This window comes from Escherichia sp. TW09308 (assembly GCF_000208565.1).
In the GTDB taxonomy this organism is placed as follows: Bacteria; Pseudomonadota; Gammaproteobacteria; order Enterobacterales; family Enterobacteriaceae; genus Escherichia; species Escherichia marmotae.
The window spans coordinates 3,751,122-3,776,106 of the sequence record NZ_AEME01000001.1; the positions used below are offsets into that span (position 1 = coordinate 3,751,122).

Here is a 24,985-nt window from a genome sequence, read left to right on the forward strand (position 1 = left end):
TCAGAGATGACAACGGAGGAACCGAGATGTCACAAGATCCTTTCCAGGAACGCGAAGCTGAAAAATACGCGAATCCCATCCCTAGTCGGGAATTTATCCTCGAACATTTAACCAAACGTGAAAAACCGGCCAGCCGTGATGAGCTGGCGGTAGAGCTGCACATTGAAGGCGAAGAGCAGCTTGAAGGCCTGCGTCGTCGCCTGCGCGCGATGGAGCGCGACGGTCAACTGGTCTTCACTCGCCGTCAGTGCTATGCGCTGCCGGAACGTCTCGATCTGGTGAAAGGTACTGTTATTGGCCACCGTGATGGCTACGGCTTTCTGCGGGTTGAAGGGCGTAAAGATGATTTGTATCTTTCCAGCGAGCAGATGAAAACCTGCATTCATGGCGATCAGGTTCTGGCGCAACCGCTTGGTGCTGACCGTAAAGGCCGCCGTGAAGCGCGTATTGTCCGCGTACTGGTGCCAAAAACGAGCCAGATTGTGGGTCGTTACTTTACCGAAGCGGGCGTCGGCTTTGTGGTTCCTGACGACAGCCGTTTGAGCTTCGATATCTTAATCCCACCTGATCAGATCATGGGCGCACGCATGGGCTTTGTCGTTGTTGTCGAACTGACTCAACGCCCGACACGTCGTACCAAAGCGGTGGGTAAAATCGTCGAAGTACTTGGCGACAATATGGGCACCGGCATGGCGGTTGATATCGCCCTGCGCACCCATGAAATTCCGTACATCTGGCCGCAGGCTGTTGAGCAACAGGTTGCCGGGCTGAAAGAAGAAGTGCCGGAAGAGGCAAAAGCAGGCCGTGTCGATCTGCGTGATTTACCGTTGGTCACCATTGATGGCGAAGACGCCCGTGACTTTGACGATGCGGTTTACTGCGAGAAGAAACGCGGCGGTGGCTGGCGTTTATGGGTCGCAATTGCCGACGTCAGTTACTATGTGCGTCCACCAACACCGCTGGACAGAGAAGCACGTAACCGCGGTACGTCGGTCTACTTCCCGTCGCAGGTTATCCCGATGCTGCCGGAAGTACTCTCTAACGGCCTGTGCTCGCTCAATCCGCAGGTAGACCGCCTGTGTATGGTGTGCGAGATGACCATTTCGTCGAAAGGTCGCCTGACCGGCTATAAATTCTACGAAGCGGTGATGAGCTCTCATGCGCGTCTGACTTACACCAAAGTTTGGCATATTCTGCAGGGCGATCAGGAACTGCGTGAACAATACGCGCCGCTGGTTAAGCATCTCGAAGAGCTGCATAACCTCTATAAAGTGCTGGATAAAGCCCGCGAAGAGCGCGGTGGGATCTCGTTTGAGAGTGAAGAAGCGAAGTTTATTTTCAACGCTGAACGTCGTATTGAACGTATCGAACAGACTCAGCGTAACGACGCGCACAAATTAATTGAAGAGTGTATGATTCTGGCGAATATCTCGGCGGCGCGTTTCGTTGAGAAAGCCAAAGAACCGGCACTGTTCCGTATTCACGACAAGCCGAGCACCGAAGCGATTACCTCTTTCCGTTCAGTGCTGGCGGAACTGGGGCTGGAATTGCCGGGTGGTAACAAGCCAGAACCGCGCGACTACGCAGAACTGCTGGAGTCGGTTGCCGACCGTCCTGACGCAGAAATGCTACAAACCATGCTGCTGCGCTCAATGAAACAGGCGATTTACGATCCGGAAAACCGCGGTCACTTTGGTCTGGCATTGCAGTCTTATGCCCACTTTACCTCACCGATTCGTCGTTATCCTGACCTGACGCTGCATCGTGCCATTAAGTATCTGTTGGCGAAAGAGCAGGGGCATCAGGGGAACACGACTGAAACCGGTGGCTACCATTATTCAATGGAAGAGATGCTGCAACTGGGTCAGCACTGTTCGATGGCGGAACGTCGTGCCGATGAAGCAACGCGTGATGTGGCAGACTGGCTGAAGTGTGACTTTATGCTCGACCAGGTGGGCAACGTCTTTAAAGGCGTAATTTCCAGCGTCACTGGATTCGGTTTCTTTGTTCGCCTGGATGATCTGTTTATTGATGGCCTGGTCCACGTTTCTTCGCTGGATAACGACTACTATCGCTTTGATCAGGTTGGTCAACGTCTGATGGGGGAATCCAGCGGCCAGACTTATCGCCTGGGCGACCGCGTGGAAGTTCGCGTCGAAGCGGTTAATATGGACGAGCGCAAGATCGACTTTAGCCTGATCTCCAGCGAACGCGCGCCACGCAACGTCGGTAAAACGGCGCGCGAGAAAGCGAAAAAAGGTGATGTAGGTAAAAAAGCCGGTAAGCGTCGTCAGGTGGGCAAAAAGGTAAACTTTGAGCCAGACAGTGCTTTCCGTGGTGAGAAAAAAGCGAAGCCGAAAGCGGCGAAAAAAGACGCGAGAAAAGCGAAAAAGCCATCGGCTAAAACGCAGAAAATAGCTGCAGCGACCAAAGCGAAGCGTGCAGCGAAGAAAAAAGTAGCTGAGTGATCAAAACCCTCTTCAAAAAGAAGAGGGTCAGATTGCTGACAAAGTGCGCTTTGTTCATGCCGGATGCGGCGTGAACGCCTTATCAGGCCTACATAATCACGCAAATTCAATATATTGCAGAATCATGTAGGCCTGATAAGCGTAGCGTATCAGGCAAAACGTTAACAACGAGTACATTAATGAGCGAAATGATTTACGGCATCCACGCAGTGCAGGCCCTGCTGGAGCGCGCCCCTGAACGTTTTCAGGAAGTCTTTATTTTAAAAGGCCGTGAAGATAAACGTCTGTTACCGCTGATTCACGCCCTCGAATCTCATGGCGTGGTTATCCAGTTGGCAAATCGTCAATATCTCGACGAGAAAAGCGACGGTGCCGTGCATCAGGGCATTATCGCCCGCGTGAAGCCTGGACGTCAGTATCAGGAAAGCGATCTGCCGGATCTGATCGCTTCGCTCGAACAACCGTTCCTGCTGATCCTCGACGGCGTTACCGATCCACACAACCTCGGTGCGTGCCTGCGTAGCGCAGACGCCGCTGGCGTTCATGCGGTGATTGTACCGAAAGATCGTTCCGCTCAACTCAATGCAACGGCGAAAAAAGTGGCCTGTGGCGCGGCAGAAAGCGTTCCTCTGATTCGGGTGACTAACCTGGCGCGCACCATGCGTATGTTGCAGGAAGAGAATATCTGGATCGTCGGTACGGCGGGTGAAGCGGATCATACTCTCTATCAGAGCAAAATGACCGGGCGTCTGGCACTGGTGATGGGCGCGGAAGGTGAAGGCATGCGTCGCCTGACTCGTGAACATTGCGATGAGTTGATCAGCATCCCGATGGCAGGAAGCGTTTCTTCCCTGAACGTTTCGGTAGCGACCGGCATTTGTTTATTTGAAGCAGTACGCCAGCGTAGCTAATTCCTCTGAATTATGAAAAACCATCCATATTTGGATGGTTTTTTTTTACCTGGAGCTGGTAAGATAATTACGTGCTACAAATATTCATATTATTAATATTTTAACTTAATCACTATGGAATAATATATGACATGGAATCCGTTGGCGCTGGCGACGGCGCTGCAAACTGTACCTGAACAAAATATTGATATAACAAATAATGAAAACGCATTAATTATTAAAATGAATGATTATGGCGATTTGCAAATCAATATTCTTTTTACTTCCCGCCAGATGATTATCGAAACATTTATTTGCCCGGTAAGTTGTATCAGTAATCCAGATGAATTTAATACCTTCTTATTAAGAAATCAGAAGATTATGCCACTGTCATCGGTAGGGATCTCCAGTGTGGAGCAGGAAGAGTATTACATTGTTTTTGGTGCATTATCGCTTAACTCTTCCCTTGATGATCTCCTGCTGGAGATAACCACGCTGGTAGATAATGCATTGGATTTAGCTGAAATTACTGAAGAATATTCATATTAATCACGAAGACAGGTATTTATGGGGATTTTAAAAAGTTTATTTACATTAGGTAAGTCTTTTATTTCACAGGCGGAAGAATCCATTGAAGAAAACCAGGGTGTGCGGATGCTGGAACAACATATTCGCGACGCCAAAGCTGAACTGGATAAAGCCGGAAAATCACGCGTCGATCTGCTGGCGCGAGTGAAATTAAGTAACGATAAACTGAAAGATTTACGTGAGCGTAAAGCCACTCTGGAAGCCCGTGCGCTGGAAGCATTAAGTAAGAACGTCAACCCGTCGTTGATTAACGAAGTCGCTGAAGAAATCGCGCGCCTTGAGAATCTCATTACCGCTGAAGAGCAAGTGTTGTCGAATCTTGAAGTCTCCCGTGATGGTGTGGAAAAAGCGGTAACGGCAACGGCACAGCGTATTGCTCAATTTGAGCAACAGATGGAAGTCGTTAAGGCCACTGAAGCCATGCAGCGTGCGCAACAGGCAGTAACGACCTCTACCGTTGGAGCATCTTCCAGCGTCTCTACAGCGGCTGAATCCTTAAAACGCCTGCAAGCGCGTCAGGCCGAACGTCAGGCACGGCTGGATGCCGCTGCACAACTGGAGAAAGTGGCAGACGGCCGCGATCTCGACGAAAAACTGGCGGAAGCGGGGATTGGTGGAGTTAACAAAAGCAGTGCTCAGGATGTGCTGGCAAGGCTGCAACGCCAACAGGGTGAGTAATTTTTTTGCCAGCCTCACTAAAAGGCTGGCAGCTATTTTAAGGGTAAAATATGTCTGGTTTTTTCCAGCGCCTGTTTGGCAATGATGATAAGCCTGCTGTCGCTCGTGGTCCGCTGGGGTTGCATCTCCATAATGGTTTTACGCTCGATACGTTAGCGTTTCGTTTACTGGAAGATGAATTACTGATTGCGTTACCGGGGGAAGAATACACTGTAGCTGCAGCCAGTCGCATCGATCTGGGGGGCGGTAGTCAGATATTCCGTTACTACACTTCCGGTGATGAATTCCTGCAAATCAATACCACTGGCGGCGAAGACATTGATGACATTGATGATATCAAGCTCTTTGTCTATGAAGAGAGTTACGGTATCAGCAAAGAGAGCCACTGGCGCGAGGCAATTAATGCCAAAGCAATGGGGATGATGACCTTAAACTGGCAGGAAAAACGCTGGCAGCGATTTTTTAATAGCGAAGAACCAGGTAATATTGCGCCGGTCTACATGCTGGAAAAAATAGAAAATCAAAACCATACCAAATGGGAAGTGCATAACTTTATGATGGGTTACCAGCGACAGGTGACCGAAGATACTTACGAATATTTGCTGTTAAATGGTGAGGAATCCTTTAACGAACTCGGTGAACCGGAGTGGTTATTTTCGCGTGCGCTGGGTGTCGATATCCCACTAACATCACTTCATATTATTGGTTAATTACAGGGAAGTTTATAATGCATATTCTTGATTCACTCCTTGCTTTTAGCGCCTATTTTTTTATTGGCGTGGCTATGGTGATTATCTTTCTGTTTATTTATTCCAAAATTACTCCGCATAATGAATGGCAGTTAATCAAAAACAATAATATCGCGGCGTCACTGGCGTTCAGCGGGACATTGCTGGGTTATGTTATTCCATTATCCAGTGCGGCAATCAATGCGGTGAGTATTCCTGATTATTTTGCCTGGGGTGGGATCGCACTGGTGATTCAATTACTCATTTTTTCTGGCGTCAGACTTTATATACCCGCATTAAGCGACAAAATTATTAATCACAATACCGCCGCAGGAATGTTTATGGGAACCGCCGCGCTGGCTGGTGGTATTTTTAACGCAGCTTGTATGACATGGTAATGGACGATCATGGCCAGAAAACGCAAATCAAGAAATAGCAGTAAACCAGCTCACGGAGCCATCAGCCGTATTAATCGACCGAATAATCCCTTCGCGCCGCAGCGAAATCGCTACGCACATAAATACTTAACGTTGGCGCTAATGGGGGGAGCCGCTTTTTTCGTATTGAAAAGTTGTGGCGATAGTGGCGATGTCGATAACGACGGCGACGGAACGTTTTACTCGACAGTGCAGGATTGCATTGATGACGGTAATAATTCAGATATCTGTGCTCATGGCTGGAACAACGCCAAAGCGGCATTTTATGCCGATGTTCCGAAGAATATGACTCAGCAGAATTGTCAGTCTAAGTACGAAAATTGCTATTACGACAACGTCGAACAGAGTTGGCTCCCGGTCATTTCTGGATTTTTATTAAGTCGGGTTATTCGTAAAGATCGCGATGAGCAGTTTGTTTATAACAGTGGCGGCTCCTCTTATGCTTCGCGCCCCGTCTGGCGCAACACTTCCGGTGATTACTCCTGGCGCTCCGGTTCTGGCAAAAAAGAGTCTTACTCTTCGGGCGGCTTTACCACCAGAAAAGCATCAACCGTTTCTCGCGGCGGCTATGGTCGTTCTTCCAGCGCCCGTGGGCATTGGGGAGGCTAATCATGCTGAGACACAACGTTCCTGTGCGGCGGGATCTGGATCAGATCGCTGCCGATAACGGATTTGACTTTCATATCATCGACAATGAAATCTATTGGGATGAGAGTCGTGCTTATCGCTTTACCCTGCGGCAGATTGAAGAGCAGATCGAAAAACCGACTGCGGAACTGCATCAGATGTGCCTTGAGGTGGTGGATCGTGCGGTTAAAAATGAAGAGATCCTGACGCAACTGGCGATCCCCCCGCTGTACTGGGATGTAATTGCTGAAAGCTGGCGCGCGCGCGATCCTTCGCTGTATGGCCGTATGGATTTTGCCTGGTGTGGTAATGCGCCGGTGAAGTTGCTGGAGTACAACGCCGATACGCCGACCTCGCTGTATGAATCGGCTTATTTTCAGTGGTTGTGGCTGGAAGATGCCCGGCGCAGCGGCATTATTCCGCGTGACGCCGATCAGTACAATGTCATTCAGGAGCGTCTGATTTCGCGCTTTAGCGAGATTTATAGCCGTGAACCGTTTTATTTTTGTTGCTGTCAGGATACCGACGAAGACAGGACTACCGTGCTGTACTTGCAGGACTGCGCCCAGCAGGCAGGACAGGAATCGCGGTTTATCTATATTGAAGATCTCGGCCTGGGCGTCGGCGGTGTGCTGACCGATCTCGATGATAACGTCATCCAGCGTGCGTTTAAGCTGTATCCGCTGGAGTGGATGATGCGTGACGATAACGGCCCGCTGCTGCGCAAGCGTCGTGAGCAATGGGTGGAACCGTTATGGAAAAGTATCTTGAGCAACAAAGGGTTAATGCCGCTATTGTGGCGCTTTTTCCCTGGTCATCCTAATCTTCTGGCATCCTGGTTTGAGGGCGAGAAACCGCAGATTGCTGCGGGCGAAAGCTACGTGCGTAAACCGATCTACTCACGGGAAGGCGGTAACGTCACCATTTTTGACGGTCAGAACAACGTCGTTGACCATGCTGAGGGTGATTACGCCGATGAACCGATGATCTACCAGGCTTTTCAGCCTTTGCCGCGCTTTGGCGATAGCTACACATTGATTGGTAGCTGGATTGTCGATGATGAAGCGTGCGGTATGGGGATTCGCGAAGATAACACGCTGATCACTAAAGATACTTCGCGTTTTGTTCCGCATTACATTGCGGGTTAAGAATGTTTTAGCAATCTCTTTCTGTCAGGAATCCGTGGCAGTGACCATACTAATGGTGACTGCCATTGATGGAGGGAGACACAGTGCACTGGCAAACTCACACCGTTTTTAATCAACCGATACCTTTAAATAACAGCAATCTATACCTGTCCGATGGCGCGCTTTGCGAAGCGGTAACACGTGAAGGTGCGGGCTGGGATAGTGATTTTCTCGCCAGTATTGGTCAGCAGTTAGGGACGGCTGAATCCCTTGAACTGGGGCGACTGGCGAATGTGAATCCGCCAGAATTGTTGCGCTACGATGCTCAGGGACGCCGTCTGGACGATGTGCGTTTTCATCCGGCATGGCACTTGCTGATGCAGGCACTATGTACCAATCGGGTGCACAATCTGGCCTGGGAGGAAGATGCTCGTTCTGGCGCATTTGTGGCGCGCGCGGCGCGTTTTATGTTGCACGCACAGGTTGAGGCCGGATCGTTATGTCCGATAACCATGACTTTTGCCGCCACCCCATTGTTATTGCAGATGTTACCTGCACCATTCAAGGATTGGACCACGCCGCTGTTGAGCGATCGCTACGATTCCCATTTGCTGCCAGGCGGGCAAAAACGCGGTCTGTTGATTGGCATGGGAATGACAGAAAAGCAGGGCGGCTCTGATGTGATGAGCAATACTACCAGGGCAGAGCGTCTGGACGATGGTTCTTATCGGCTGGTGGGGCATAAATGGTTTTTCTCGGTGCCGCAAAGCGACGCGCATTTGGTGCTGGCACAGACCACGGGCGGATTGTCCTGCTTCTTTGTGCCGCGTTTTTTGCCTGATGGACAACGTAACGCGATTCGCCTGGAACGCCTGAAAGATAAGCTGGGCAATCGCTCTAATGCCAGTTGCGAAGTGGAGTTTCAGGATGCTATCGGCTGGCTGTTAGGCCAGGAGGGAGAAGGCATCCGCCTGATCCTGAAAATGGGCGGGATGACGCGTTTTGATTGCGCCCTGGGTAGCCATGCCATGATGCGCCGTGCATTTTCGCTGGCGATTTATCACGCTCATCAACGACATGTATTTGGCAATCCGTTGATCGAACAGCCCCTTATGCGTCATGTCTTAAGTCGCATGGCGCTTCAGCTTGAAGGGCAAACGGCGCTGTTGTTTCGTCTGGCACGGGCGTGGGATCGGCGTGCCGATGCTAAAGAAGCCCTGTGGGCGCGTTTATTTACGCCAGCAGCGAAGTTTGTGATTTGCAAAAGTGGCGTCCCATTTGTGGCCGAAGCGATGGAGGTGTTGGGCGGTATTGGCTATTGCGAGGAGAGCGAGTTGCCGCGGCTGTACCGGGAGATGCCGGTGAACAGTATCTGGGAAGGCTCCGGCAATATTATGTGTCTGGATGTGCTGCGCGTTCTTAATAAGCAGGCTGGCGTATACGAGTTATTGACGGAAGCGTTTATGGAAGTGAAAGGACAGGATCGCTATTTTGATCGCGCGGTTCGTCGTTTACAGCAGCAACTGCGCAAACCGTCTGAAGAGCTGGGGCGAGAGATTACTCATCATCTATTCTTGCTGGGTAGTGGCGCGCAAATGTTGAAATATGCTTCTCCGCCAATGGCGCAGGCGTGGTGTCAGATGATGTTAGATACGCGCGGTGGTGTGCGGTTGTCAGGGCAGATCCAGAATGATTTGTTACTGCGGGCGACTGGTGGTGTGTGTTTGTAAGCGTTTACGCTTAATGAAATATATAGAATTTATAGGCCGGATAGGGCGCTCGCGCCGCATCCGGCATTGTTCATTCGCTGTTGATAACACTCATGCATACAGTATCGCCTGTACACGCCAGTTATCGGGCTGCTGATCCTCGTACATGGTAATAATGCGATACCATGACGCCCCCTGTTCATCGGCCTTTAACGCCACGATACGTTCCACGTCCTGCGGATCCCCTGAAATATTGCTAACTGAGATCTGACCTATTTCATTCAGGCCCGTCACGCAGTCAGCACTGGCGAATTCTGCAGACTGTGCCGTGGCGCTCGCGGGACACGTAACTAATTGCAGCGAGGGTGAGGCAAGTAATTGTTTCATCGTCAGCTCCATTTTTCGTTTCCCCACATGTTGCAGGGCATTCCATCGCGGTAATAAACGCCCGAGCTTCCAGCCGGTAATTTATTGTGCACAGGTAAACGCATAGGGACGCAAAGCAATGTAAAGCTTACTGTATAAGTTGTCTGATTTATTTACGGTACAAAATGGCTTGTGAATACCACTGTCCTGTCACAATGGTTTCATCCACCATTACGACGACGTAATAATCAGCTTTTGCCGCGGCAGCTTTCGCTCTGATTTCTGCTAATGCGTCATCCGGTGAGCCACGGACCATTGTGCTTACCGTTCCAATTCGCTGTAGCCCTTGGGTTTGGTCGCGGCGAATTTCCTGCGGATGATCCGTTACTGGTGGCGCTGGCTGTGGCGTACCTTGCAGTGCGCTACAGGCGCTTAACATCAACACCAATAATAAACTGGCAAACCGGTAAACAACGCTATTACGTTTCCTGCTAACCATAGTGTAGTGCCTTATTAATTTAACTTTGGGGGAATGTTCCCGAATTGTTACCTGGTACGCGATTTTCGAATGAAAACGTGGTGAAAGCGTAACCCATATCTCAACATTATGAACTAATACTGCCAGCGGAAACTTGTGCTAAGGATTTCTTCATGTCATACCAGACAAAAAGGAGGAATAGATGATTGAATTAGAATCGCGCGTACTGGCAGATATTCCCGTTCTACATGCTTATCCCGTTGGGCAAAAAGAAACTCCGTTACCGTGCGTGATTTTTTATCACGGTTTTACTTCATCCAGTCTGGTGTATAGCTATTTTGCCGTTGCGCTGGCACAGGCCGGTATGCGGGTAATCATGCCAGACGCACCCGATCACGGTATCCGTTTTAGTGGCGACACACCGCGACGGTTAAATCAGTTCTGGCAAATATTGCGGCAAAATATGCAAGAATTTACGCCATTACGTGCGGCTATTGTTAAAGAAAACTGGCTGCTTGATGACCGTCTGGCAGTCGGCGGCGCATCGATGGGCGCGATGACGGCCTTGGGAATTACCGCTCGCCACTCCACGGTGAAATGTACCGCCAGCATGATGGGATCGGGCTATTTCACATCGCTTGCCCGTTCACTGTTTCCACCGCTGATACCTGAAACGGCAGCGCAGCAGCGCGAATTTAATAACATTATCGCTCCGCTGGTGGAGTGGGAAGCGACAAACCACCTGGAAGAGCTGGGAAACAGACCACTGCTCTTATGGCATGGTCTTGATGATGATGTCGTACCTGCCGACGAATCAGTACGTTTGCAGCAGGCACTAAGAGAAGCGGGGCTGGATAAACAGTTAACCTGTTCATGGCAGCCAGGCGTGCGTCATCGCATTACGCCAGAAGCGTTAGATGCCGCGGTGAAATTTTTCCGCCAGCATCTTTAAACGCGCAGAATGCTGACCCCTTGCGCTTCCAGTTGTTGCAGGATTTCCGGGTTAGCATTTTTGCCAGTGATCAGCATATCGATTTGATCGGCGCGGCTAAAGAGCATACCCGCGCGCTCACCAATCTTGCTGCTATCGACCAGAACCACCAGTTTCCCCACCACGCTCAGCATCTTCTGCTCTGCCATCGCTGTTAGCATATCGGTTTTATACAACCCTTCTGCCGTCAGCCCTTTGCCACTGGTAAACATCCAGTGGCCGGCATACAAGCTGTTCTCACTGCCCTGCGGGCTTAAGGTGATGGACTGGCTTTTATTGTACTGCCCGCCCATGATGATCACGCTCTCATGTTCCTGATCGATCAGGTAATTTGCCAGCGGTAAATAATTGGTGATGATTTGCACAGGCTTGCCACACATTTCCCTTCCGAGCAGGAATGCGGTGGAACCACAGTTGATGACCACACTTTCGCCCGGATTGACCAGTTGCGATGCCGCTTTGGCGATACGCACTTTTTCATCGTGGTTCTGTGCCTGGTGGAGATTCATTGGTGTCCAGCGAGGACGCTGTTGGGTGATGGCTTCCGCGCCATTGCGCACTTTTTTCAGTTTGCCGCTCTCGTCGAGTTTATTAATGTCCCGTCGTGCGGTAGCAGGCGAAATTCCCAGGCGCTCAACAACTTTCTCTACGGTCACAAAGCCCAATTGTGCGAGCATTTCCAGGAGAATTTGATGTCTTTGTGCTTCAGTCATGAGCTATTCCGATAAAATTTGATTTTTTTAGATGATATTTGAAATAGCCAGGAAATACTACGCCGGATAGCGGGAACATCTCCACGCTATCCGGTAAAAGCGACAGATTACAGGAACGATTTGAACGGCAGATCCGGTTCAATGGTGAAGCAATCGTCAAAACCACGCGGATAGTGGTATTCGAAGTTGTCTTTATCCAGCGGCCAGGTGAACTTGCCGCCAACCTGCCAGATAAACGGCTTAAAGCCATACTTCAGACGATCTTTTTTCATCTCCCACAGTACGCGAATTTCCTGCGGATCGGCCTGGAAGTTTGACCAGATATCGTGGTGGAACGGGATCACCACTTTTGCATTTAACGCTTCACCCATACGCAACATATCGGCGCTGGTCATTTTGTCGGTAATACCGCGCGGGTTCTCGCCGTAAGATCCTAACGCCACATCGATCTGATACTCATTACCATGTTTTGCATAGTAGTTGGAGTAGTGGGAGTCGCCGCTGTGATACAGGGAACCGCCCGGCGTTTTGAACAGATAGTTCACTGCGCGATCATCCATCCCGTCCGGCAGTACGCCAGCCGCTTTTTGATCCGCAGGCAGGGTAATCAGTGCAGTACGGTCGAACGCGTCAAGGGCATGAATTTCAATGTCTTTCACTTTTACCACATCGCCTGGTTTGACCACGATGCAGCGTTCTTTCGGCACGCCCCAGCCAATCCATAAATCCACACAGGTTTTCGGCCCGATAAATGGCACATCGTCGGCGCAGTTTTGCATTACGGCTGCAGCGACGTTCACGTCGATATGATCGTTGTGATCGTGAGTCGCCAGCACAGCGTCGATCTGGCGAATGGCAAACGGATCAAGGACAAATGGTGTGGTGCGCAGGTTCGGTTGCAGTTTTTTCACCCCAGCCATGCGCTGCATCTGGTGACCCTGTTTCATCAGTGGGTTACCGTGACTTTGTTTGCCAGTACCGCACCAGAAATCGACGCACACGTTGGTGCCGCCTTCCGATTTCAACCAGATCCCGGTGCAGCCGAGCCACCACATCGCAAAGGTGCCTGGTGCGACCTGTTCTTGCTCTATTTCTTCATTCAGCCAGCTACCCCATTCCGGGAAGGTGCTCAGGATCCAGGATTCACGGGTGATACTTTTCACTTTACTCATCGCCATTTACCTTCATGATAGTTCAATTTGAATCAATGTGTGATTGGTTTTGATTAATCCTGACACTGTTTTTTCAGGAAGGCAATGACCATTTTTTGACTTTTCACCGAAAGCGTTGTTGATGATTTTGAGTATGGAAAGATTTAAAGGAGTGTGTAATTTAATTAACTAAATGAATTTAAATGAGTAATTGTTTCGTCTTGTGAACACCATACTTTCTATGTGGAATTATTTGCGTGCCGCGTCACATTTAATCACAAATAATCTTGTTGTGATTATTTTTGAAAATTAGAGTGAGTGCACAACATTCCGGGTGTGCGGAATTCCCGGTTACCTCTTCTTCAGGAGATCGTTATGGAGATCCTCTACAGCATCTTTACCGTGTTCTTTAACCAGGTCATGACCAATGCCCCGTTATTGCTGGGTATTGTGACCTGCCTGGGCTACATCCTGCTGCGTAAAAGCGTCAGCGTGATTATCAAAGGCACCATCAAAACGATTATCGGTTTTATGTTGCTGCAAGCAGGGTCCGGCATCCTGACCAGCACTTTTAAACCGGTGGTGGCAAAAATGTCGGAAGTTTATGGCATTAATGGCGCGATTTCAGATACCTACGCATCGATGATGGCAACTATTGAGCGTATGGGCGATGCCTATAGCTGGGTGGGTTATGCGGTGTTGTTGGCACTGGCGCTAAACATCTGTTACGTGCTGCTGCGTCGCATTACTGGTATTCGCACCATCATGCTGACCGGCCACATCATGTTCCAACAGGCGGGTCTGATAGCTGTCACGCTGTTTATTTTCGGCTACTCCATGTGGACTACCATTATCTGCACTGCGATTCTGGTTTCGCTTTACTGGGGCATCACCTCCAACATGATGTACAAGCCGACTCAGGAAGTGACGGACGGCTGCGGTTTCTCCATCGGTCACCAACAGCAGTTTGCTTCCTGGCTTGCCTATAAGGTCGCGCCGTATTTGGGCAAAAAAGAGGAAAGCGTTGAAGACCTCAAATTGCCCGGTTGGCTGAACATTTTCCACGACAACATCGTCTCCACGGCGATTGTGATGACCATCTTCTTTGGTGCCATTCTGCTCTCTTTCGGTATCGATACCGTGCAGGCGATGGCAGGCAAAGTGAACTGGGTGGTGTACATCCTGCAAACCGGTTTCTCCTTTGCGGTGGCGATCTTCATCATTACTCAGGGAGTGCGCATGTTTGTCGCGGAACTCTCTGAAGCATTTAACGGTATCTCTCAGCGTCTGATCCCGGGTGCGGTTCTGGCGATTGACTGTGCGGCTATCTATAGCTTTGCGCCGAATGCCGTGGTCTGGGGCTTTATGTGGGGCACCATCGGGCAACTAATAGCGGTTGGTATTCTGGTCGCCTGCGGTTCCGCGATTCTGATCATTCCTGGTTTTATCCCGATGTTTTTCTCCAACGCCACCATCGGCGTATTCGCGAACCACTTCGGCGGCTGGCGTGCGGCGCTGAAGATTTGTCTGGTGATGGGGATGATTGAAATCTTTGGCTGCGTCTGGGCGGTGAAACTCACCGGTATGAGTGCCTGGATGGGCATGGCGGACTGGTCGATTCTGGCACCGCCGATGATGCAGGGCTTCTTCTCCATCGGTATCGCCTTTATGGCCGTCATCATCGTTATTGCATTGGCTTATATGTACTTCGCTGGCCGCGCGCTGCGCGCAGAAGAAGATGCAGAAAAACAACTGGCAGAACAGTCTGCTTAATAAGGAGTTTTGATTATGACCGTACGTATTCTGGCTGTGTGTGGCAACGGACAAGGCAGTTCCATGATCATGAAAATGAAAGTGGACCAGTTTTTAACCCAATCAAACATTGACCACACGGTAAATAGCTGCGCGGTTGGCGAGTACAAAAGCGAGTTGAGCGGCGCGGATATCATCATCGCTTCTACCCATATTGCGGGCGAAATCACTGTTACCGGCAACAAATATGTGGTTGGCGTGCGCAACATGCTCTCACCCACAGACTTTGGCCCGAAACTGCTGGAAGTGATCAAAGAACATTTCCCGCAGGACATGAAGTAAGGACGCGCCATGAAATTACGTGATTCGCTGGCAGAAAATAAATCTATCTGTTTGCAGGCAGAAGCAGAGACCTGGCAGGACGCGGTAAAAATTGGCGTTGACCTGCTGGTGGCGGCGGATGTTGTTGAGCCGCGTTACTACCAGGCGATTCTGGATGCGGTTGAACAGCACGGCCCGTACTTTGTGCTCGCGCCAGGCCTGGCAATGCCACACGGACGCCCGGAAGAGGGGGTTAAGAAAACCGGTTTTGCGCTGGTGACGTTGAAAAAGCCGCTGGAGTTCAACCACGAAGATAACGACCCGGTGGATATCCTCATCACGATGGCGGCAGTCGATGCCAATACTCATCAGGAAGTGGGCATCATGCAAATCGTCAACCTGTTTGAAGATGAAGAGAATTTCGACCGTTTACGCGCCTGCCGTACCGAGCAGGAAGTACTGGATTTAATTGACCGCACCAACGCGGCTGCTTAAGAAGGAATTGAAGATGTCATTACCCATGTTGCAAGTCGCGCTGGACAACCAGACTATGGATAGCGCCTATGAAACCACTCGTCTGATTGCTGAAGAAGTCGATATTATCGAAGTGGGCACCATTCTGTGTATGGGGGAAGGTGTGCGTGCGGTGCGCGATCTGAAAGCACTCTATCCACACAAGATTGTGCTGGCAGACGCCAAAATTGCTGATGCGGGCAAAATCCTTTCTCGTATGTGCTTTGAAGCCAACGCTGACTGGGTCACCGTGATTTGCTGTGCGGATATCAACACCGCCAAAGGCGCGCTGGATGTGGCAAAAGAGTTTAACGGCGACGTACAGATTGAGCTGACTGGTTTCTGGACCTGGGAACAGGCAGATGCATGGCGTGAAGCGGGCATCCAGCAGGTGGTGTATCACCGCAGCCGTGATGCGCAAGCAGCCGGTGTAGGCTGGGGCGAATCAGATATCGCCGCGATCAAACGCCTTTCTGATATGGGCTTCAAAGTAACCATTACCGGTGGCCTGGCGCTGGAAGATTTGCCACTGTTCAAAGGTATTCCGATTCATGTCTTTATCGCTGGTCGTAGCATCCGTGATGCCGCGTCTCCGGTTGAAGCTGCGCGTCAGTTCAAACGTTCCATCGCCCAACTGTGGGGCTAAGGAGCGGATATGTTGTCCAAACAAATCCCGCTTGGCATCTATGAAAAAGCACTCCCCACCGGGGAGTGCTGGTTGGAACGGCTGCAACTGGCAAAAACGTTGGGCTTCGATTTTGTTGAGATGTCAGTAGATGAAACGGACGCTCGCCTGTCTCGCCTTGACTGGAGCCGCGAACAACGTCTGACGCTGGTGAATGCGATTGTTGAAACTGGCGTGCGCGTACCGTCCATGTGCCTTTCTGCCCATCGTCGTTTTCCGCTGGGCAGCGAAGATGACACAGTGCGGGCGCAGGGGCTGGAGATTATGCGTAAAGCTATCCAGTTCGCCCAGGATGTCGGCATTCGCGTGATCCAACTGGCGGGCTATGACGTCTACTATCAGGAAGCCAATAACGAAACGCGTCGTCGTTTTCGCGAAGGGCTGAAAGAGAGTGTTGAGATGGCGAGCCGTGCGCAGGTGACGCTGGCGATGGAGATCATGGATTACCCGTTGATGAACTCCATCAGCAAGGCGCTGGGCTATGCACACTATCTCAACAACCCGTGGTTCCAGCTCTATCCGGATATCGGCAACCTGTCGGCGTGGGATAACGACGTGCAGATGGAATTACAGGCTGGAATAGGGCACATCGTCGCGGTGCATGTGAAAGACACCAAACCGGGCGTCTTTAAAAATGTGCCGTTTGGCGAAGGCGTGGTGGACTTCGAACGTTGCTTTGAAACGCTCAAACAGAGTGGTTATTGCGGGCCTTATCTGATTGAGATGTGGAGCGAAACGGCGGAAGACCCGGCGGCAGAAGTGGCGAAAGCGCGTGATTGGGTGAAAGCGCGCATGGCCAAAGCGGGCATGGTGGAGGCCGCATAATGCAAAAGCTGAAACAGCAGGTATTTGAAGCCAACATGGATCTGCCGCGTTACGGACTGGTGACCTTTACCTGGGGCAACGTCAGCGCCATTGATCGCGGACGCGGGCTGGTGGTAATTAAGCCCAGCGGCGTCGCCTACGAAACCATGCAAGTGGACGATATGGTGGTGGTTGACATGAGTGGCAATGTGGTGGAAGGGCAGTATCGTCCATCGTCAGACACTGCAACGCATCTCGAGCTTTACCGTCGTTATCCATCTCTCGGTGGAATCGTGCATACCCACTCAACCCATGCCACCGCATGGGCGCAGGCGGGGATGGCGATCCCGGCGTTAGGCACCACACACGCTGACTATTTCTTTGGCGATATTCCGTGTACGCGCGGATTAAGCGAAGAAGAGGTGCAGGGCGAGTATGAACTGAACACCGGCAAAGTGATCATCGAAACGCTGGGCGATGCCGAGCCGCTGCATACGCCAGGGATTGTGGTTTACCAGCACGGGCCGTTCGCCTGGGGTAAAGACGCTCATGATGCGGTGCATAATGCGGTGGTGATGGAAGAAGTGGCGAAAATGGCGTGGATTGCGCGCGGCATTAACCCGCAACTGAATCCCATCGATAGTTATCTGATGAATAAGCACTTTATGCGTAAGCATGGTCCCAACGCTTATTACGGGCAGAAGTAAAACACGCGCTGCGGAAATATCCTTCTTCGGGAGATAACTGGTCTGATTCCGCAGCCGTTTTTCATAAAAAAGCCCCCGGTGAAGGGGGCAATGCAAACTATGACAATGTTTCGTTGGTTATACCTGGTGCTAGCGATAAATATCCGCGCTGGCGTGCATGTTGCCGTTACTCCCCGGTTCCCGCATCAGAATCACGTGGTAGTACGTTGCGCCCTGCGCGTCGGTTTCTTCGTTTAATGCCTGACGTGCTTCACTTTCAGTGGCAAAGTTATGATTGATATAAATCACGCCTAAGCTCTGCACATCGTCCATATTTCTGGCCTGGTGGTTATTGATTTCAATGGCTGCCCATGTATTTGCACTTAGCAAAAGCACAGCCAGAAGGGCTAAAACACGACTGAACATAAATACCTCCTCGACGGCTGTCTTTGTATGCGCTCCTCTGTGATGATCTTCTGATTTAATTTTAATCAATGATAAAGAAGTTGATGGTGACCATTTCTGATGCAGTTGTTCAAAAAAACACCGTAATGGAATGTGATGAACTTCAAATCAGCGGGTTAGTACGATTTAGCGAAAGATGAGAATTATTTGTCGGCTGGCCTTGAGTTTAGCGGGGTATACCAGTACTATAACGCGTCATTTTTCAGCCGCCCTTTAACACGTTCCTTGCCTCCATGGGCTGCGGCTGACCCAGACAGGAGGCTGAATAATCCGTAAGGAGCAATTCGATGCGTCATTACGAAATCGTTTTTATGGTCCATCCTGACCAGAGCGAACAGGTTCCGGGCATGATCGAGCGCTACACTGCTGCCATCACTGGTGCAGAAGGCAAGATCCACCGTCTGGAAGACTGGGGCCGCCGTCAGCTGGCTTACCCGATCAACAAACTGCACAAAGCTCACTACGTTCTGATGAACGTTGAAGCGCCGCAGGAAGTGATCGATGAGCTGGAAACTACCTTCCGCTTCAACGACGCCGTTATCCGTAGCATGGTAATGCGTACTAAGCACGCCGTTACCGAAGCATCTCCGATGGTTAAAGCGAAAGACGAGCGCCGTGAGCGTCGCGATGATTTCGCAAACGAAACCGCTGATGATGCTGAAGCTGGGGATTCTGAAGAGTAATTTCTGATGACCAACCGTCTGGTGTTGTCCGGCACCGTGTGCAGGATGCCCCTTCGAAAGGTCAGTCCATCAGGAATTCCTCACTGCCAGTTCGTGCTTGAGCATCGTTCTGTGCAGGAGGAAGCCGGTTTTCATCGGCAGGCGTGGTGCCAAATGCCCGTTATTATTAGCGGACACGAAAACCAGGCCATTACTCACAGTATAACGGTCGGCAGTCGCATAACCGTTCAGGGGTTCATTTCATGCCACAAGGCAAAGAACGGTCTGAGCAAAATGGTTTTGCATGCCGAGCAGATTGAATTGATAGATTCTGGAGACTAGCCATATGGCACGTTATTTCCGTCGTCGCAAGTTCTGCCGTTTCACCGCGGAAGGCGTTCAAGAGATCGACTATAAAGATATCGCTACGCTGAAAAACTACATCACCGAAAGCGGTAAGATTGTCCCAAGCCGTATCACCGGGACCCGTGCAAAATACCAGCGTCAGCTGGCTCGCGCTATCAAACGCGCTCGCTACCTGTCCCTGCTGCCGTACACTGATCGCCATCAGTAATCGGTCACGGTCCATTAATACGACTTTGAGAGGATAAGGTAATGCAAGTTATTCTGCTTGATAAAGTAGCAAACCTGGGTAGCCTGGGTGATCAGGTAAATGTTAAAGCGGGCTACGCTCGTAACTTCCTGGTACCACAGGGTAAAGCTGTTCCAGCTACCAAGAAAAACATTGAATTCTTCGAAGCACGTCGCGCTGAACTGGAAGCTAAACTGGCTGAAGTTCTGGCAGCAGCTAATGCTCGCGCTGAGAAAATCAATGCACTGGAAACTGTTACCATCGCGTCTAAAGCTGGCGACGAAGGTAAACTGTTCGGTTCCATCGGTACTCGCGACATCGCTGACGCTGTAACTGCAGCAGGCGTTGAAGTGGCTAAGAGCGAAGTTCGTCTGCCGAACGGCGTTCTGCGTACCACTGGCGAACACGAAGTAAGCTTCCAGGTTCACAGCGAAGTATTCGCGAAAGTGATCGTAAACGTAGTAGCTGAATAATTCGTTATTCAACGAGACGTAAAAACGCCGGCCATGTGCCGGCGTTTTGCTTTATTGTTGAAGCGCCATAACCATAATTACAGCGCACTCATCTTAAATATTAGCTCGTAGCTAATTGTACGTGCGGTTCTTCATCTTTGACTTTGATAAGCGCCCACAGCGCAATTGCCCCCAGGATGTCAAAGAAAGCCAGAGCAATAAAGAACGGCGCGAAGCCGATAATGTGAACGAATGCCCCGATAAACAGGTTGAAAATCAACTGACCACTCCACGCACAGGCTCCCGCCATACCAACGGCGGTGGCAACTTCATCTTTTTTGAACAAATCGCCGCCCAGTGTTGCCGCAACAGTAGAAAGACATTGATGCGAGAACGCGCCAATACTAATCAGCAATACGGCAATGTAGGGATTTTCGACAATACTCACCAGGCCGATTGTCATCATAATGACCGCAGCAATAGTGAAGGTAATTCTTCGCGAGTTAATTAAACTCACGCCGCGATCGTGGAAGAACTTCGCCACAAAACCGCTGGCTAAACAGCCGAGGTCGCCCAGCAGGAAAGGTAGCCAGACAAACATGGCAATTTCTTTCAGGCTAAAATGCAGCGTTTCAACGAAGAATATAGGCACCCAGAAATTAATGGTTCCCCATGCCGGGTCTGCGAGAAAACGCGCGATGCCGATACCCCAGAAATTACGTTGGCTGAGGATATGTTTGATTGACGTTTTTTCTTTTTTACCTGTTTTAAGATGCTGCTCTTGTCCTGATTCAATATATTGACGCTCTTCATCAGAAAGGCGTTTGGCATCTTTCGGATCTTTATAACAAAAGAACCAAAATATAGCCGCGAGCAAAGCAAGGCTACCCGAGACAATAAACGCAAATTGCCAGCTATGAAACATAATGCACCAGGCAATCAGCGGTGGCGCAAGCATTGCACCGAGTGAAGTTCCCATATTGAAAACCCCCGTAGCCACACCGCGCTCTTTTGCCGGGAACCATGTTGATGCTGTTTTAACACCCGCCGGAATTGCCGATGCTTCGCTGAAACCCATCAGGGCGCGCATAAATGCCAGACCTGACCATGTTCCGGTCAGTGCATGACCCATTGTCGCCAGGCCCCAGATTGCGGCGCAAATCGCAAAGCTTAATTTCAGACCAACGGTATCAATAAAGAAACCCATCACCGGTTGCCCTAATGTATAGGCCAACTGGAACGCACTGACGATCCATGAATATTGCTCTTTGGTTATTCCGGTGGTCTCCATAATGGTTGGAGCCGCAATACCTAATGCAGTTCTGTCCAGATAATTGATTACAGTGATAAAACATACGAGGGCAATCATATGCCACCGATAATTCTTTATTTTATTCATGTTTAAACCTTTTAATTATATTAATAAACCCTGGTTGTTGGTATTTCCGTGTAATAGGTAATAAAGTCAGGTACAGAGAACATATTAAAAATTATTGTGTGTAAATCTCTCCATTCAGAAAATCTGGCCAGTTTTTTTCAAAGAAAATACCGTTAATATGCGGTTGTTTGCGTAAAGACTTAACTTCGGTAATAAAAGAACCTTGTGAATATTGAATCGTTAATTTGTGATTTTTATCGTCGGCTTGCTCAGAGCGAAAACGCCATTCTTCTTTTGCGCCGCGACGAGTTTGTGGCAGGCATTCGCCTTGCGGATCAATAACCATCCGCGCCCCACGACTGCCGCCACCTGCGTCAATATAATGTGTGAGTTGCGTTAAAACGGCGGCAGAAGCCAGCGCCATATGCCGCCACATAAATAATTCAGCAACTTCGCCTGCGTGGTTGATGGTTAAACCGTGTTGCTGGGCAAATTCACTCAACAGCAGGGCATCGCGGGTGGCGTGGCGAACTTTATCGGCATGACAAATAAATCCAGCGTAATCAGACATTCGCGTCTGGATTTTTTCTTTCACCGTTGCCAGCGTCATACCGTTTTCGTTTGCCAGCGCCTGGGTGATGACCTCTCTTACGGTAGTCAGGGGCGAAGCTACCCGTTGCGCGATATCTCCCTCAACAGACCGCATTTGCGTACAGCCAATAAAGCGCGCCAGGCGCACGGCAAAAACCTGCCCGGCATTCAGCGCTGCGCCGCCGGGGCGAGTGACGCCGTGAGTTCCGGCCACTTCTCCCACGGCAAAACAGCCGGGGAGAGAGGTTTGCCCCCAGATATCCACCTCAATGCCGCCGTTCATGTGTTGATTATTCATGGCGAACTGCAGTGGTTGCGTGGTGAGCCCGTAACCGTGCATCTGGTACAACGAGATAGACAGCGGATTCATTCGTTGCAGGCGTTCGATGGGCGATGGTGCCAGCGCGCCGTTGTTTTCCAGATACGCGTGAACGTCAGCATCCAGTCGCGCTAATGAGAATGGCAAATCACCAGGCACCGCTTCAGGATTGCGATTGAAATCCATAAACACCAGGCGGCCTGATTGCTGCTCTTTTGCCACCGCCATATCCAGCAGGCTGGAGCCAAAATCCATCACCCGTGTGGCGTGGAACGGCCACTGATAGCCTTTACGGAAGATATTTGAAGCCAGTTCCTGGGTAGTGCGATAGTAATCCGCAAGGAAATTATACTCGTTACCCTCTGTATCCACAGAATAGATATACGGGATCACCTGCACATAGGTGCCGGATAAATTCCACGGAAACGTGCTGCGCGGCGTACCTATACCAAACTGGCTTTCGGTCAGATTGGTTAGCGTCAAACCTTCTTCCAGCGCCAGCCCCAGCGAGCCAAAGCATTTATGCGGATAAACACTGTCGCGATAAAGCTCGCCCGGTCCGCCCGTTGCCAGTACCACATTGGGCGCAGTCACAATTGCCAGCCCCCACGGGTTATGGGCGCGGGAACCGGTTGCGAGGATAGCCCCCGCCACGCGATCTTCGCCATTCTCACCGCGTTGATGCAGCAGTTTAATCACCGTTGCACTGGTCAGCAGTGGAATGGAGAGGCGCTGCACTTCTTCCAGCAGCACTTTCACCATCAGGCGAGAAGTGCGTGGTCCACAGGACGTCGCGCGTCCGGCTTCGTCATGGTCGGTCTGATAACGGAGAATTGCGCCATAGCGATCTTCCGGCAATTCCAGACCAAGATATTGCAGCCCGCCAAGGGTATGCAGGGAACCGACCGCTTCGACATATGCCGTGTCGTGATCCATCGCGCCGCCGCTCGCCAGTGCCTCGGCCAGTTTTGCGAAGTTGTCGCCGTTGCCCGCAGTAGCAGCGGTAAACAGCGTCTGTTTATCGGAACCGGAGCAGGCTGACGTTCCCATGTATAACCCGGCGGTAGCAAGCAGCACATTTTGCTGGCGACGTTTCAGCTCAACCGCTGCACGTAATCCAGCCGCGCCGCTACCAACGACCAGTGCATCAACTTGCCAGGTTGGGTAATCAACATCCTCCACGGTGACAATTGAGTGCGGTTCTGCTGACGTAAAACCTTTCGGAAAGGTGACGTGCGTCAGCGCCTCGAGGATAGCGTCATCAGGCTGGCTCATGCGTCCTCCATCGGCGTAAACAGGCTACTTTCCATCAGACGCGGCTGCCTGATAATCGGACGGAAGGCCATGAACGGCAGAATGTCGCGGTCAATCTCCACGCCCGGGGCAATCTCAATTAATTCAACACCTTCTGTCGTTAACTGAAAAACCGCGCGTTCGGTGATGTACAGCACTTCCTGACCACTTTGCTGTGCGTAAGCGGCGCTAAAGGTGATTTTTTCCACCTGAGTAACCAGTTTGGGTATTTGACCTGACTGGGTGATATGCAGACCATCTGGCGTCACGTCGAGCTTGCTGCCTTTGGCGTCGAATGTGCCGCAGAACACCACTTTACGGGCATTTTGTGCAATTTCGAGGAAGCCGCCAGGGCCGATCAGATTGCCGTTCAGGTGTGAGACATTGACGTTACCGTGCTGATCCATCTCGCCCATGCCGAGGAAAGTAATATCAATGCCGCCGCCGCTGTAGAACTCGAATTGATCCAGCGAAGGGATAATCGCGTCAGCGTTACGGGCACAGCCGAAAAACGCGTCATCCAGCATCATGCCGTTATGCACGCCTTGCTCGACACTCAACCATAAACTTTGATAAGGAACACCTTCGCGCAGTGCAACCCCAGGAATACCGCCCGGAATACCAAAGCCAAAGTTGGTAGAAGCGCCAGCCACCAGTTCGCGTGCCGCCCGACGGGCAATCAGACGGCGCACCGGATGGCTAACCAGTTCAATAGCGCCGGTAGAACTCAGACGGCGATGCTGACCGCTAATTGTCAGGTCGTAGCCGCCAAGATAGGTTTGCGGTTGTTCGCGGTGCTCAACGATGCCATCGACCAGAATCCCCGGCAGCTTGACCCGGCGTGGTTCGATGGCGCCAGCTTCCAGCACATCGCGCACCTGGACGAATACTTTGCCGCCGCTGTTGTGTGCTGCCAGCGCCATCGAATAGCTATCCATATCAATCGCTTCTTCTTCGAGGCTAACGTTGCCACGCGGATCGGCATAAGTGCCGCGCAAAATGGCATAGTCCACTTTGAAAGGGCGATAGCGGAGTTTGGTTTCGCCATCAATTTCAATCAGTTCTACCAGATCGTCAGTGGTGCAAGCGTTCGACTTTCCGCCACCATTGCGTGGATCAACAAACGATCCCAGCCCTACGTGGGTAAAAAGCCCAGGACGTCCGGCACCGATCTCCCGCAGCAGTGCCTGAATTACACCGCCAGGAAAGCAATACGCTTCGATGGCGTTATTTTTTACCAACTCCTGCATTTTGGGGGACCAGGTAAAGTGTCCGGCAATTATGCGTTTGAGCATTTCGGCATGAGCGAGGCGGTTAGTGCCTTTGCTGTCGCGATCGCCAATGCCCAGCGAGTGGATTAGTGTCAGGTTGCGCGGGTGTCCGGTTTGCAGGAAACGCGCTTCAATGGCTGCCAGAATATGGTCAGCTTCCACCATGCCGCCGCCGTTACCGCTAATGGCAATGGTTGCGCCGTCCTGAATTTGCGCCGCCAGTGCCCCGGCGGTTGTTATCTTACGCATA

28 protein-coding genes are annotated in these 24,985 nt (G+C 50.9%); 20 read left to right on the plus strand and 8 right to left on the minus strand.

The window, feature by feature from the left end:
* Positions 1 to 26 precede the first annotated feature (26 nt).
* The 9 genes from rnr to ESM_RS0118015 all read left to right on the plus strand — a co-directional run bounded on the left by rnr (position 27) and on the right by ESM_RS0118015 (position 9,273).
* Positions 27 to 2,468 (plus strand): ribonuclease R, encoded by a 2,442-nt coding sequence (gene rnr / locus ESM_RS0117975; RefSeq protein WP_000076295.1) that lies wholly within the window; start codon positions 27 to 29, stop codon positions 2,466 to 2,468.
* Between the two features lie 179 nt (positions 2,469 to 2,647).
* Positions 2,648 to 3,379: a 23S rRNA (guanosine(2251)-2'-O)-methyltransferase RlmB gene (rlmB, locus tag ESM_RS0117980; protein WP_001293269.1), complete on the plus strand. Its 732-nt coding sequence runs from the start codon at positions 2,648 to 2,650 to the stop codon at positions 3,377 to 3,379.
* A 126-nt stretch (positions 3,380 to 3,505) separates the two neighbouring features.
* Positions 3,506 to 3,907, plus strand: coding sequence for a DUF2170 family protein (locus tag ESM_RS0117985; protein ID WP_000220117.1), 402 nt, complete (start codon positions 3,506 to 3,508; stop codon positions 3,905 to 3,907).
* Positions 3,908 to 3,925: 18 nt separating this feature from the next.
* Positions 3,926 to 4,624 (plus strand): PspA/IM30 family protein, encoded by a 699-nt coding sequence (locus ESM_RS0117990; RefSeq protein ID WP_000511941.1) that lies wholly within the window; start codon positions 3,926 to 3,928, stop codon positions 4,622 to 4,624.
* A 50-nt stretch (positions 4,625 to 4,674) separates the two neighbouring features.
* Positions 4,675 to 5,334, plus strand: coding sequence for a YjfK family protein (locus tag ESM_RS0117995; RefSeq protein ID WP_000012579.1), 660 nt, complete (start codon positions 4,675 to 4,677; stop codon positions 5,332 to 5,334).
* A 17-nt stretch (positions 5,335 to 5,351) separates the two neighbouring features.
* A complete protein-coding gene (locus tag ESM_RS0118000; RefSeq protein ID WP_000547750.1) occupies positions 5,352 to 5,750 on the plus strand; it encodes a DUF350 domain-containing protein in 399 nt (132 codons plus the stop codon).
* Positions 5,751 to 5,759: 9 nt separating this feature from the next.
* The gene (locus ESM_RS0118005; protein ID WP_000101693.1) at positions 5,760 to 6,398 is read left to right on the plus strand and encodes a DUF1190 domain-containing protein; all 639 of its coding nucleotides are present in this window, start codon (positions 5,760 to 5,762) and stop codon (positions 6,396 to 6,398) included.
* 2 nt (positions 6,399 to 6,400) lie between these two features.
* Positions 6,401 to 7,564, plus strand: a complete 1,164-nt coding sequence (locus tag ESM_RS0118010) for a glutathionylspermidine synthase family protein (RefSeq protein ID WP_000943972.1) — start codon at positions 6,401 to 6,403, stop codon at positions 7,562 to 7,564.
* A gap of 83 nt (positions 7,565 to 7,647) precedes the next feature.
* Entirely contained in the window at positions 7,648 to 9,273 is a 1,626-nt protein-coding gene (locus ESM_RS0118015) for an isovaleryl-CoA dehydrogenase (protein ID WP_010379610.1), read from the plus strand.
* 90 nt (positions 9,274 to 9,363) lie between these two features.
* On the opposite strand, the gene yjfN is transcribed toward ESM_RS0118015, so the two are convergent.
* A complete protein-coding gene (gene yjfN / locus ESM_RS0118020; RefSeq protein WP_001517630.1) occupies positions 9,364 to 9,639 on the minus strand; it encodes a DUF1471 family protease activator YjfN in 276 nt (91 codons plus the stop codon).
* Between the two features lie 148 nt (positions 9,640 to 9,787).
* On the minus strand, positions 9,788 to 10,117 hold the full coding sequence (gene bsmA, locus ESM_RS0118025) for a biofilm peroxide resistance protein BsmA (RefSeq protein ID WP_000254648.1): 330 nt from the start codon (positions 10,115 to 10,117) through the stop codon (positions 9,788 to 9,790).
* 181 nt (positions 10,118 to 10,298) lie between these two features.
* Between bsmA and yjfP the strand changes: the two genes are divergently transcribed.
* Entirely contained in the window at positions 10,299 to 11,048 is a 750-nt protein-coding gene (gene yjfP, locus ESM_RS0118030; protein WP_000571047.1) for an esterase, read from the plus strand.
* Here the strand turns inward: yjfP and ulaR are convergent.
* Positions 11,045 to 11,800 carry an HTH-type transcriptional regulator UlaR gene (ulaR, locus tag ESM_RS0118035; protein ID WP_000133636.1) on the minus strand — a complete coding sequence of 252 codons (756 nt, stop codon included), beginning with the start codon at positions 11,798 to 11,800 and terminating at the stop codon, positions 11,045 to 11,047. The two genes, yjfP and ulaR, sit on opposite strands and share 4 nt — an antisense overlap.
* 107 nt (positions 11,801 to 11,907) lie before the next feature.
* The gene (gene ulaG / locus ESM_RS0118040; protein ID WP_001517631.1) at positions 11,908 to 12,972 is read right to left on the minus strand and encodes an L-ascorbate 6-phosphate lactonase; all 1,065 of its coding nucleotides are present in this window, start codon (positions 12,970 to 12,972) and stop codon (positions 11,908 to 11,910) included.
* 354 nt (positions 12,973 to 13,326) lie between these two features.
* On the opposite strand from ulaG, the gene ulaA reads away from it, so the two are divergent.
* From ulaA to ulaF, 6 genes are read left to right on the plus strand one after another with little or no spacing between them, the layout of a single operon-like run.
* Entirely contained in the window at positions 13,327 to 14,724 is a 1,398-nt protein-coding gene (gene ulaA / locus ESM_RS0118045) for a PTS ascorbate transporter subunit IIC (RefSeq protein ID WP_001517632.1), read from the plus strand.
* 15 nt (positions 14,725 to 14,739) lie between these two features.
* A complete protein-coding gene (gene ulaB / locus ESM_RS0118050; RefSeq protein ID WP_000218363.1) occupies positions 14,740 to 15,045 on the plus strand; it encodes a PTS ascorbate transporter subunit IIB in 306 nt (101 codons plus the stop codon).
* 9 nt (positions 15,046 to 15,054) lie between these two features.
* Positions 15,055 to 15,519: a PTS ascorbate transporter subunit IIA gene (ulaC, locus tag ESM_RS0118055; protein ID WP_000776497.1), complete on the plus strand. Its 465-nt coding sequence runs from the start codon at positions 15,055 to 15,057 to the stop codon at positions 15,517 to 15,519.
* A 13-nt stretch (positions 15,520 to 15,532) separates the two neighbouring features.
* Complete coding sequence (gene ulaD / locus ESM_RS0118060) at positions 15,533 to 16,183, plus strand: 3-keto-L-gulonate-6-phosphate decarboxylase UlaD (RefSeq protein WP_000056742.1); 651 nt, start codon at positions 15,533 to 15,535, stop codon at positions 16,181 to 16,183.
* Between the two features lie 9 nt (positions 16,184 to 16,192).
* Positions 16,193 to 17,047, plus strand: coding sequence for an L-ribulose-5-phosphate 3-epimerase UlaE (gene ulaE / locus ESM_RS0118065; RefSeq protein ID WP_000949556.1), 855 nt, complete (start codon positions 16,193 to 16,195; stop codon positions 17,045 to 17,047).
* Positions 17,047 to 17,733, plus strand: coding sequence for an L-ribulose-5-phosphate 4-epimerase UlaF (ulaF, locus tag ESM_RS0118070; protein ID WP_001170833.1), 687 nt, complete (start codon positions 17,047 to 17,049; stop codon positions 17,731 to 17,733). Before ulaE ends, ulaF begins: the two co-directional genes overlap by 1 nt.
* A 129-nt stretch (positions 17,734 to 17,862) precedes the next feature.
* Here ulaF and yjfY read toward each other — a convergent pair whose 3' ends face one another.
* Positions 17,863 to 18,138: a DUF1471 family protein YjfY gene (gene yjfY, locus ESM_RS0118075; protein WP_000492914.1), complete on the minus strand. Its 276-nt coding sequence runs from the start codon at positions 18,136 to 18,138 to the stop codon at positions 17,863 to 17,865.
* Between the two features lie 326 nt (positions 18,139 to 18,464).
* Between yjfY and rpsF the strand changes: the two genes are divergently transcribed.
* The 4 genes from rpsF to rplI are packed head-to-tail and all read left to right on the plus strand — an operon-like array spanning position 18,465 to position 19,904.
* The gene (rpsF, locus tag ESM_RS0118080; protein WP_001216676.1) at positions 18,465 to 18,860 is read left to right on the plus strand and encodes a 30S ribosomal protein S6; all 396 of its coding nucleotides are present in this window, start codon (positions 18,465 to 18,467) and stop codon (positions 18,858 to 18,860) included.
* Positions 18,861 to 18,866: 6 nt separating this feature from the next.
* Positions 18,867 to 19,181 (plus strand): primosomal replication protein N, encoded by a 315-nt coding sequence (gene priB, locus ESM_RS0118085; protein WP_001517634.1) that lies wholly within the window; start codon positions 18,867 to 18,869, stop codon positions 19,179 to 19,181.
* A gap of 4 nt (positions 19,182 to 19,185) precedes the next feature.
* Positions 19,186 to 19,413 (plus strand): 30S ribosomal protein S18, encoded by a 228-nt coding sequence (gene rpsR, locus ESM_RS0118090; protein ID WP_000135199.1) that lies wholly within the window; start codon positions 19,186 to 19,188, stop codon positions 19,411 to 19,413.
* Positions 19,414 to 19,454: 41 nt separating this feature from the next.
* Entirely contained in the window at positions 19,455 to 19,904 is a 450-nt protein-coding gene (gene rplI, locus ESM_RS0118095) for a 50S ribosomal protein L9 (protein WP_001196062.1), read from the plus strand.
* Positions 19,905 to 20,004: 100 nt separating this feature from the next.
* Here the strand turns inward: rplI and ESM_RS0118100 are convergent, their stop codons facing one another.
* The 3 genes from ESM_RS0118100 to ESM_RS0118110 all read right to left on the minus strand — a co-directional run bounded on the left by ESM_RS0118100 (position 20,005) and on the right by ESM_RS0118110 (position 24,984).
* Entirely contained in the window at positions 20,005 to 21,282 is a 1,278-nt protein-coding gene (locus ESM_RS0118100; protein WP_001033611.1) for an MFS transporter, read from the minus strand.
* Positions 21,283 to 21,373: 91 nt separating this feature from the next.
* A complete protein-coding gene (locus ESM_RS0118105; protein WP_000081831.1) occupies positions 21,374 to 23,446 on the minus strand; it encodes an FAD-dependent oxidoreductase in 2,073 nt (690 codons plus the stop codon).
* Positions 23,443 to 24,984 (minus strand): acyl CoA:acetate/3-ketoacid CoA transferase, encoded by a 1,542-nt coding sequence (locus ESM_RS0118110; RefSeq protein WP_001226987.1) that lies wholly within the window; start codon positions 24,982 to 24,984, stop codon positions 23,443 to 23,445. Before ESM_RS0118110 ends, ESM_RS0118105 begins: the two co-directional genes overlap by 4 nt.
* Between the last annotated feature and the right edge of the window lies 1 nt (position 24,985).

What these genes read in the sequence shown, in the direction of transcription:
- ESM_RS0118105 (WP_000081831.1), bottom strand. Translation starts at nt 23,446, where the DNA reads ATGAGCCAGCCTGATGACGCTATCCTCGAGGCGCTGACGCACGTCACC.
- ESM_RS0117995 (WP_000012579.1), top strand. Translation starts at nt 4,675, where the DNA reads ATGTCTGGTTTTTTCCAGCGCCTGTTTGGCAATGATGATAAGCCTGCT.
- ESM_RS0118100 (WP_001033611.1), bottom strand. Translation starts at nt 21,282, where the DNA reads ATGAATAAAATAAAGAATTATCGGTGGCATATGATTGCCCTCGTATGT.
- priB (WP_001517634.1), top strand. Translation starts at nt 18,867, where the DNA reads ATGACCAACCGTCTGGTGTTGTCCGGCACCGTGTGCAGGATGCCCCTT.
- yjfY (WP_000492914.1), bottom strand. Translation starts at nt 18,138, where the DNA reads ATGTTCAGTCGTGTTTTAGCCCTTCTGGCTGTGCTTTTGCTAAGTGCA.
- ESM_RS0118000 (WP_000547750.1), top strand. Translation starts at nt 5,352, where the DNA reads ATGCATATTCTTGATTCACTCCTTGCTTTTAGCGCCTATTTTTTTATT.
- rnr (WP_000076295.1), top strand. Translation starts at nt 27, where the DNA reads ATGTCACAAGATCCTTTCCAGGAACGCGAAGCTGAAAAATACGCGAAT.
- rpsR (WP_000135199.1), top strand. Translation starts at nt 19,186, where the DNA reads ATGGCACGTTATTTCCGTCGTCGCAAGTTCTGCCGTTTCACCGCGGAA.
- ulaR (WP_000133636.1), bottom strand. Translation starts at nt 11,800, where the DNA reads ATGACTGAAGCACAAAGACATCAAATTCTCCTGGAAATGCTCGCACAA.
- ulaD (WP_000056742.1), top strand. Translation starts at nt 15,533, where the DNA reads ATGTCATTACCCATGTTGCAAGTCGCGCTGGACAACCAGACTATGGAT.
- ulaE (WP_000949556.1), top strand. Translation starts at nt 16,193, where the DNA reads ATGTTGTCCAAACAAATCCCGCTTGGCATCTATGAAAAAGCACTCCCC.
- ulaG (WP_001517631.1), bottom strand. Translation starts at nt 12,972, where the DNA reads ATGAGTAAAGTGAAAAGTATCACCCGTGAATCCTGGATCCTGAGCACC.
- bsmA (WP_000254648.1), bottom strand. Translation starts at nt 10,117, where the DNA reads ATGGTTAGCAGGAAACGTAATAGCGTTGTTTACCGGTTTGCCAGTTTA.
- yjfP (WP_000571047.1), top strand. Translation starts at nt 10,299, where the DNA reads ATGATTGAATTAGAATCGCGCGTACTGGCAGATATTCCCGTTCTACAT.
- ulaA (WP_001517632.1), top strand. Translation starts at nt 13,327, where the DNA reads ATGGAGATCCTCTACAGCATCTTTACCGTGTTCTTTAACCAGGTCATG.
- ESM_RS0117990 (WP_000511941.1), top strand. Translation starts at nt 3,926, where the DNA reads ATGGGGATTTTAAAAAGTTTATTTACATTAGGTAAGTCTTTTATTTCA.
- rlmB (WP_001293269.1), top strand. Translation starts at nt 2,648, where the DNA reads ATGAGCGAAATGATTTACGGCATCCACGCAGTGCAGGCCCTGCTGGAG.
- ESM_RS0118010 (WP_000943972.1), top strand. Translation starts at nt 6,401, where the DNA reads ATGCTGAGACACAACGTTCCTGTGCGGCGGGATCTGGATCAGATCGCT.
- ESM_RS0118110 (WP_001226987.1), bottom strand. Translation starts at nt 24,984, where the DNA reads ATGCGTAAGATAACAACCGCCGGGGCACTGGCGGCGCAAATTCAGGAC.
- ulaC (WP_000776497.1), top strand. Translation starts at nt 15,055, where the DNA reads ATGAAATTACGTGATTCGCTGGCAGAAAATAAATCTATCTGTTTGCAG.
- ESM_RS0118005 (WP_000101693.1), top strand. Translation starts at nt 5,760, where the DNA reads ATGGCCAGAAAACGCAAATCAAGAAATAGCAGTAAACCAGCTCACGGA.
- yjfN (WP_001517630.1), bottom strand. Translation starts at nt 9,639, where the DNA reads ATGAAACAATTACTTGCCTCACCCTCGCTGCAATTAGTTACGTGTCCC.
- ESM_RS0117985 (WP_000220117.1), top strand. Translation starts at nt 3,506, where the DNA reads ATGACATGGAATCCGTTGGCGCTGGCGACGGCGCTGCAAACTGTACCT.
- ulaF (WP_001170833.1), top strand. Translation starts at nt 17,047, where the DNA reads ATGCAAAAGCTGAAACAGCAGGTATTTGAAGCCAACATGGATCTGCCG.
- rpsF (WP_001216676.1), top strand. Translation starts at nt 18,465, where the DNA reads ATGCGTCATTACGAAATCGTTTTTATGGTCCATCCTGACCAGAGCGAA.
- rplI (WP_001196062.1), top strand. Translation starts at nt 19,455, where the DNA reads ATGCAAGTTATTCTGCTTGATAAAGTAGCAAACCTGGGTAGCCTGGGT.
- ulaB (WP_000218363.1), top strand. Translation starts at nt 14,740, where the DNA reads ATGACCGTACGTATTCTGGCTGTGTGTGGCAACGGACAAGGCAGTTCC.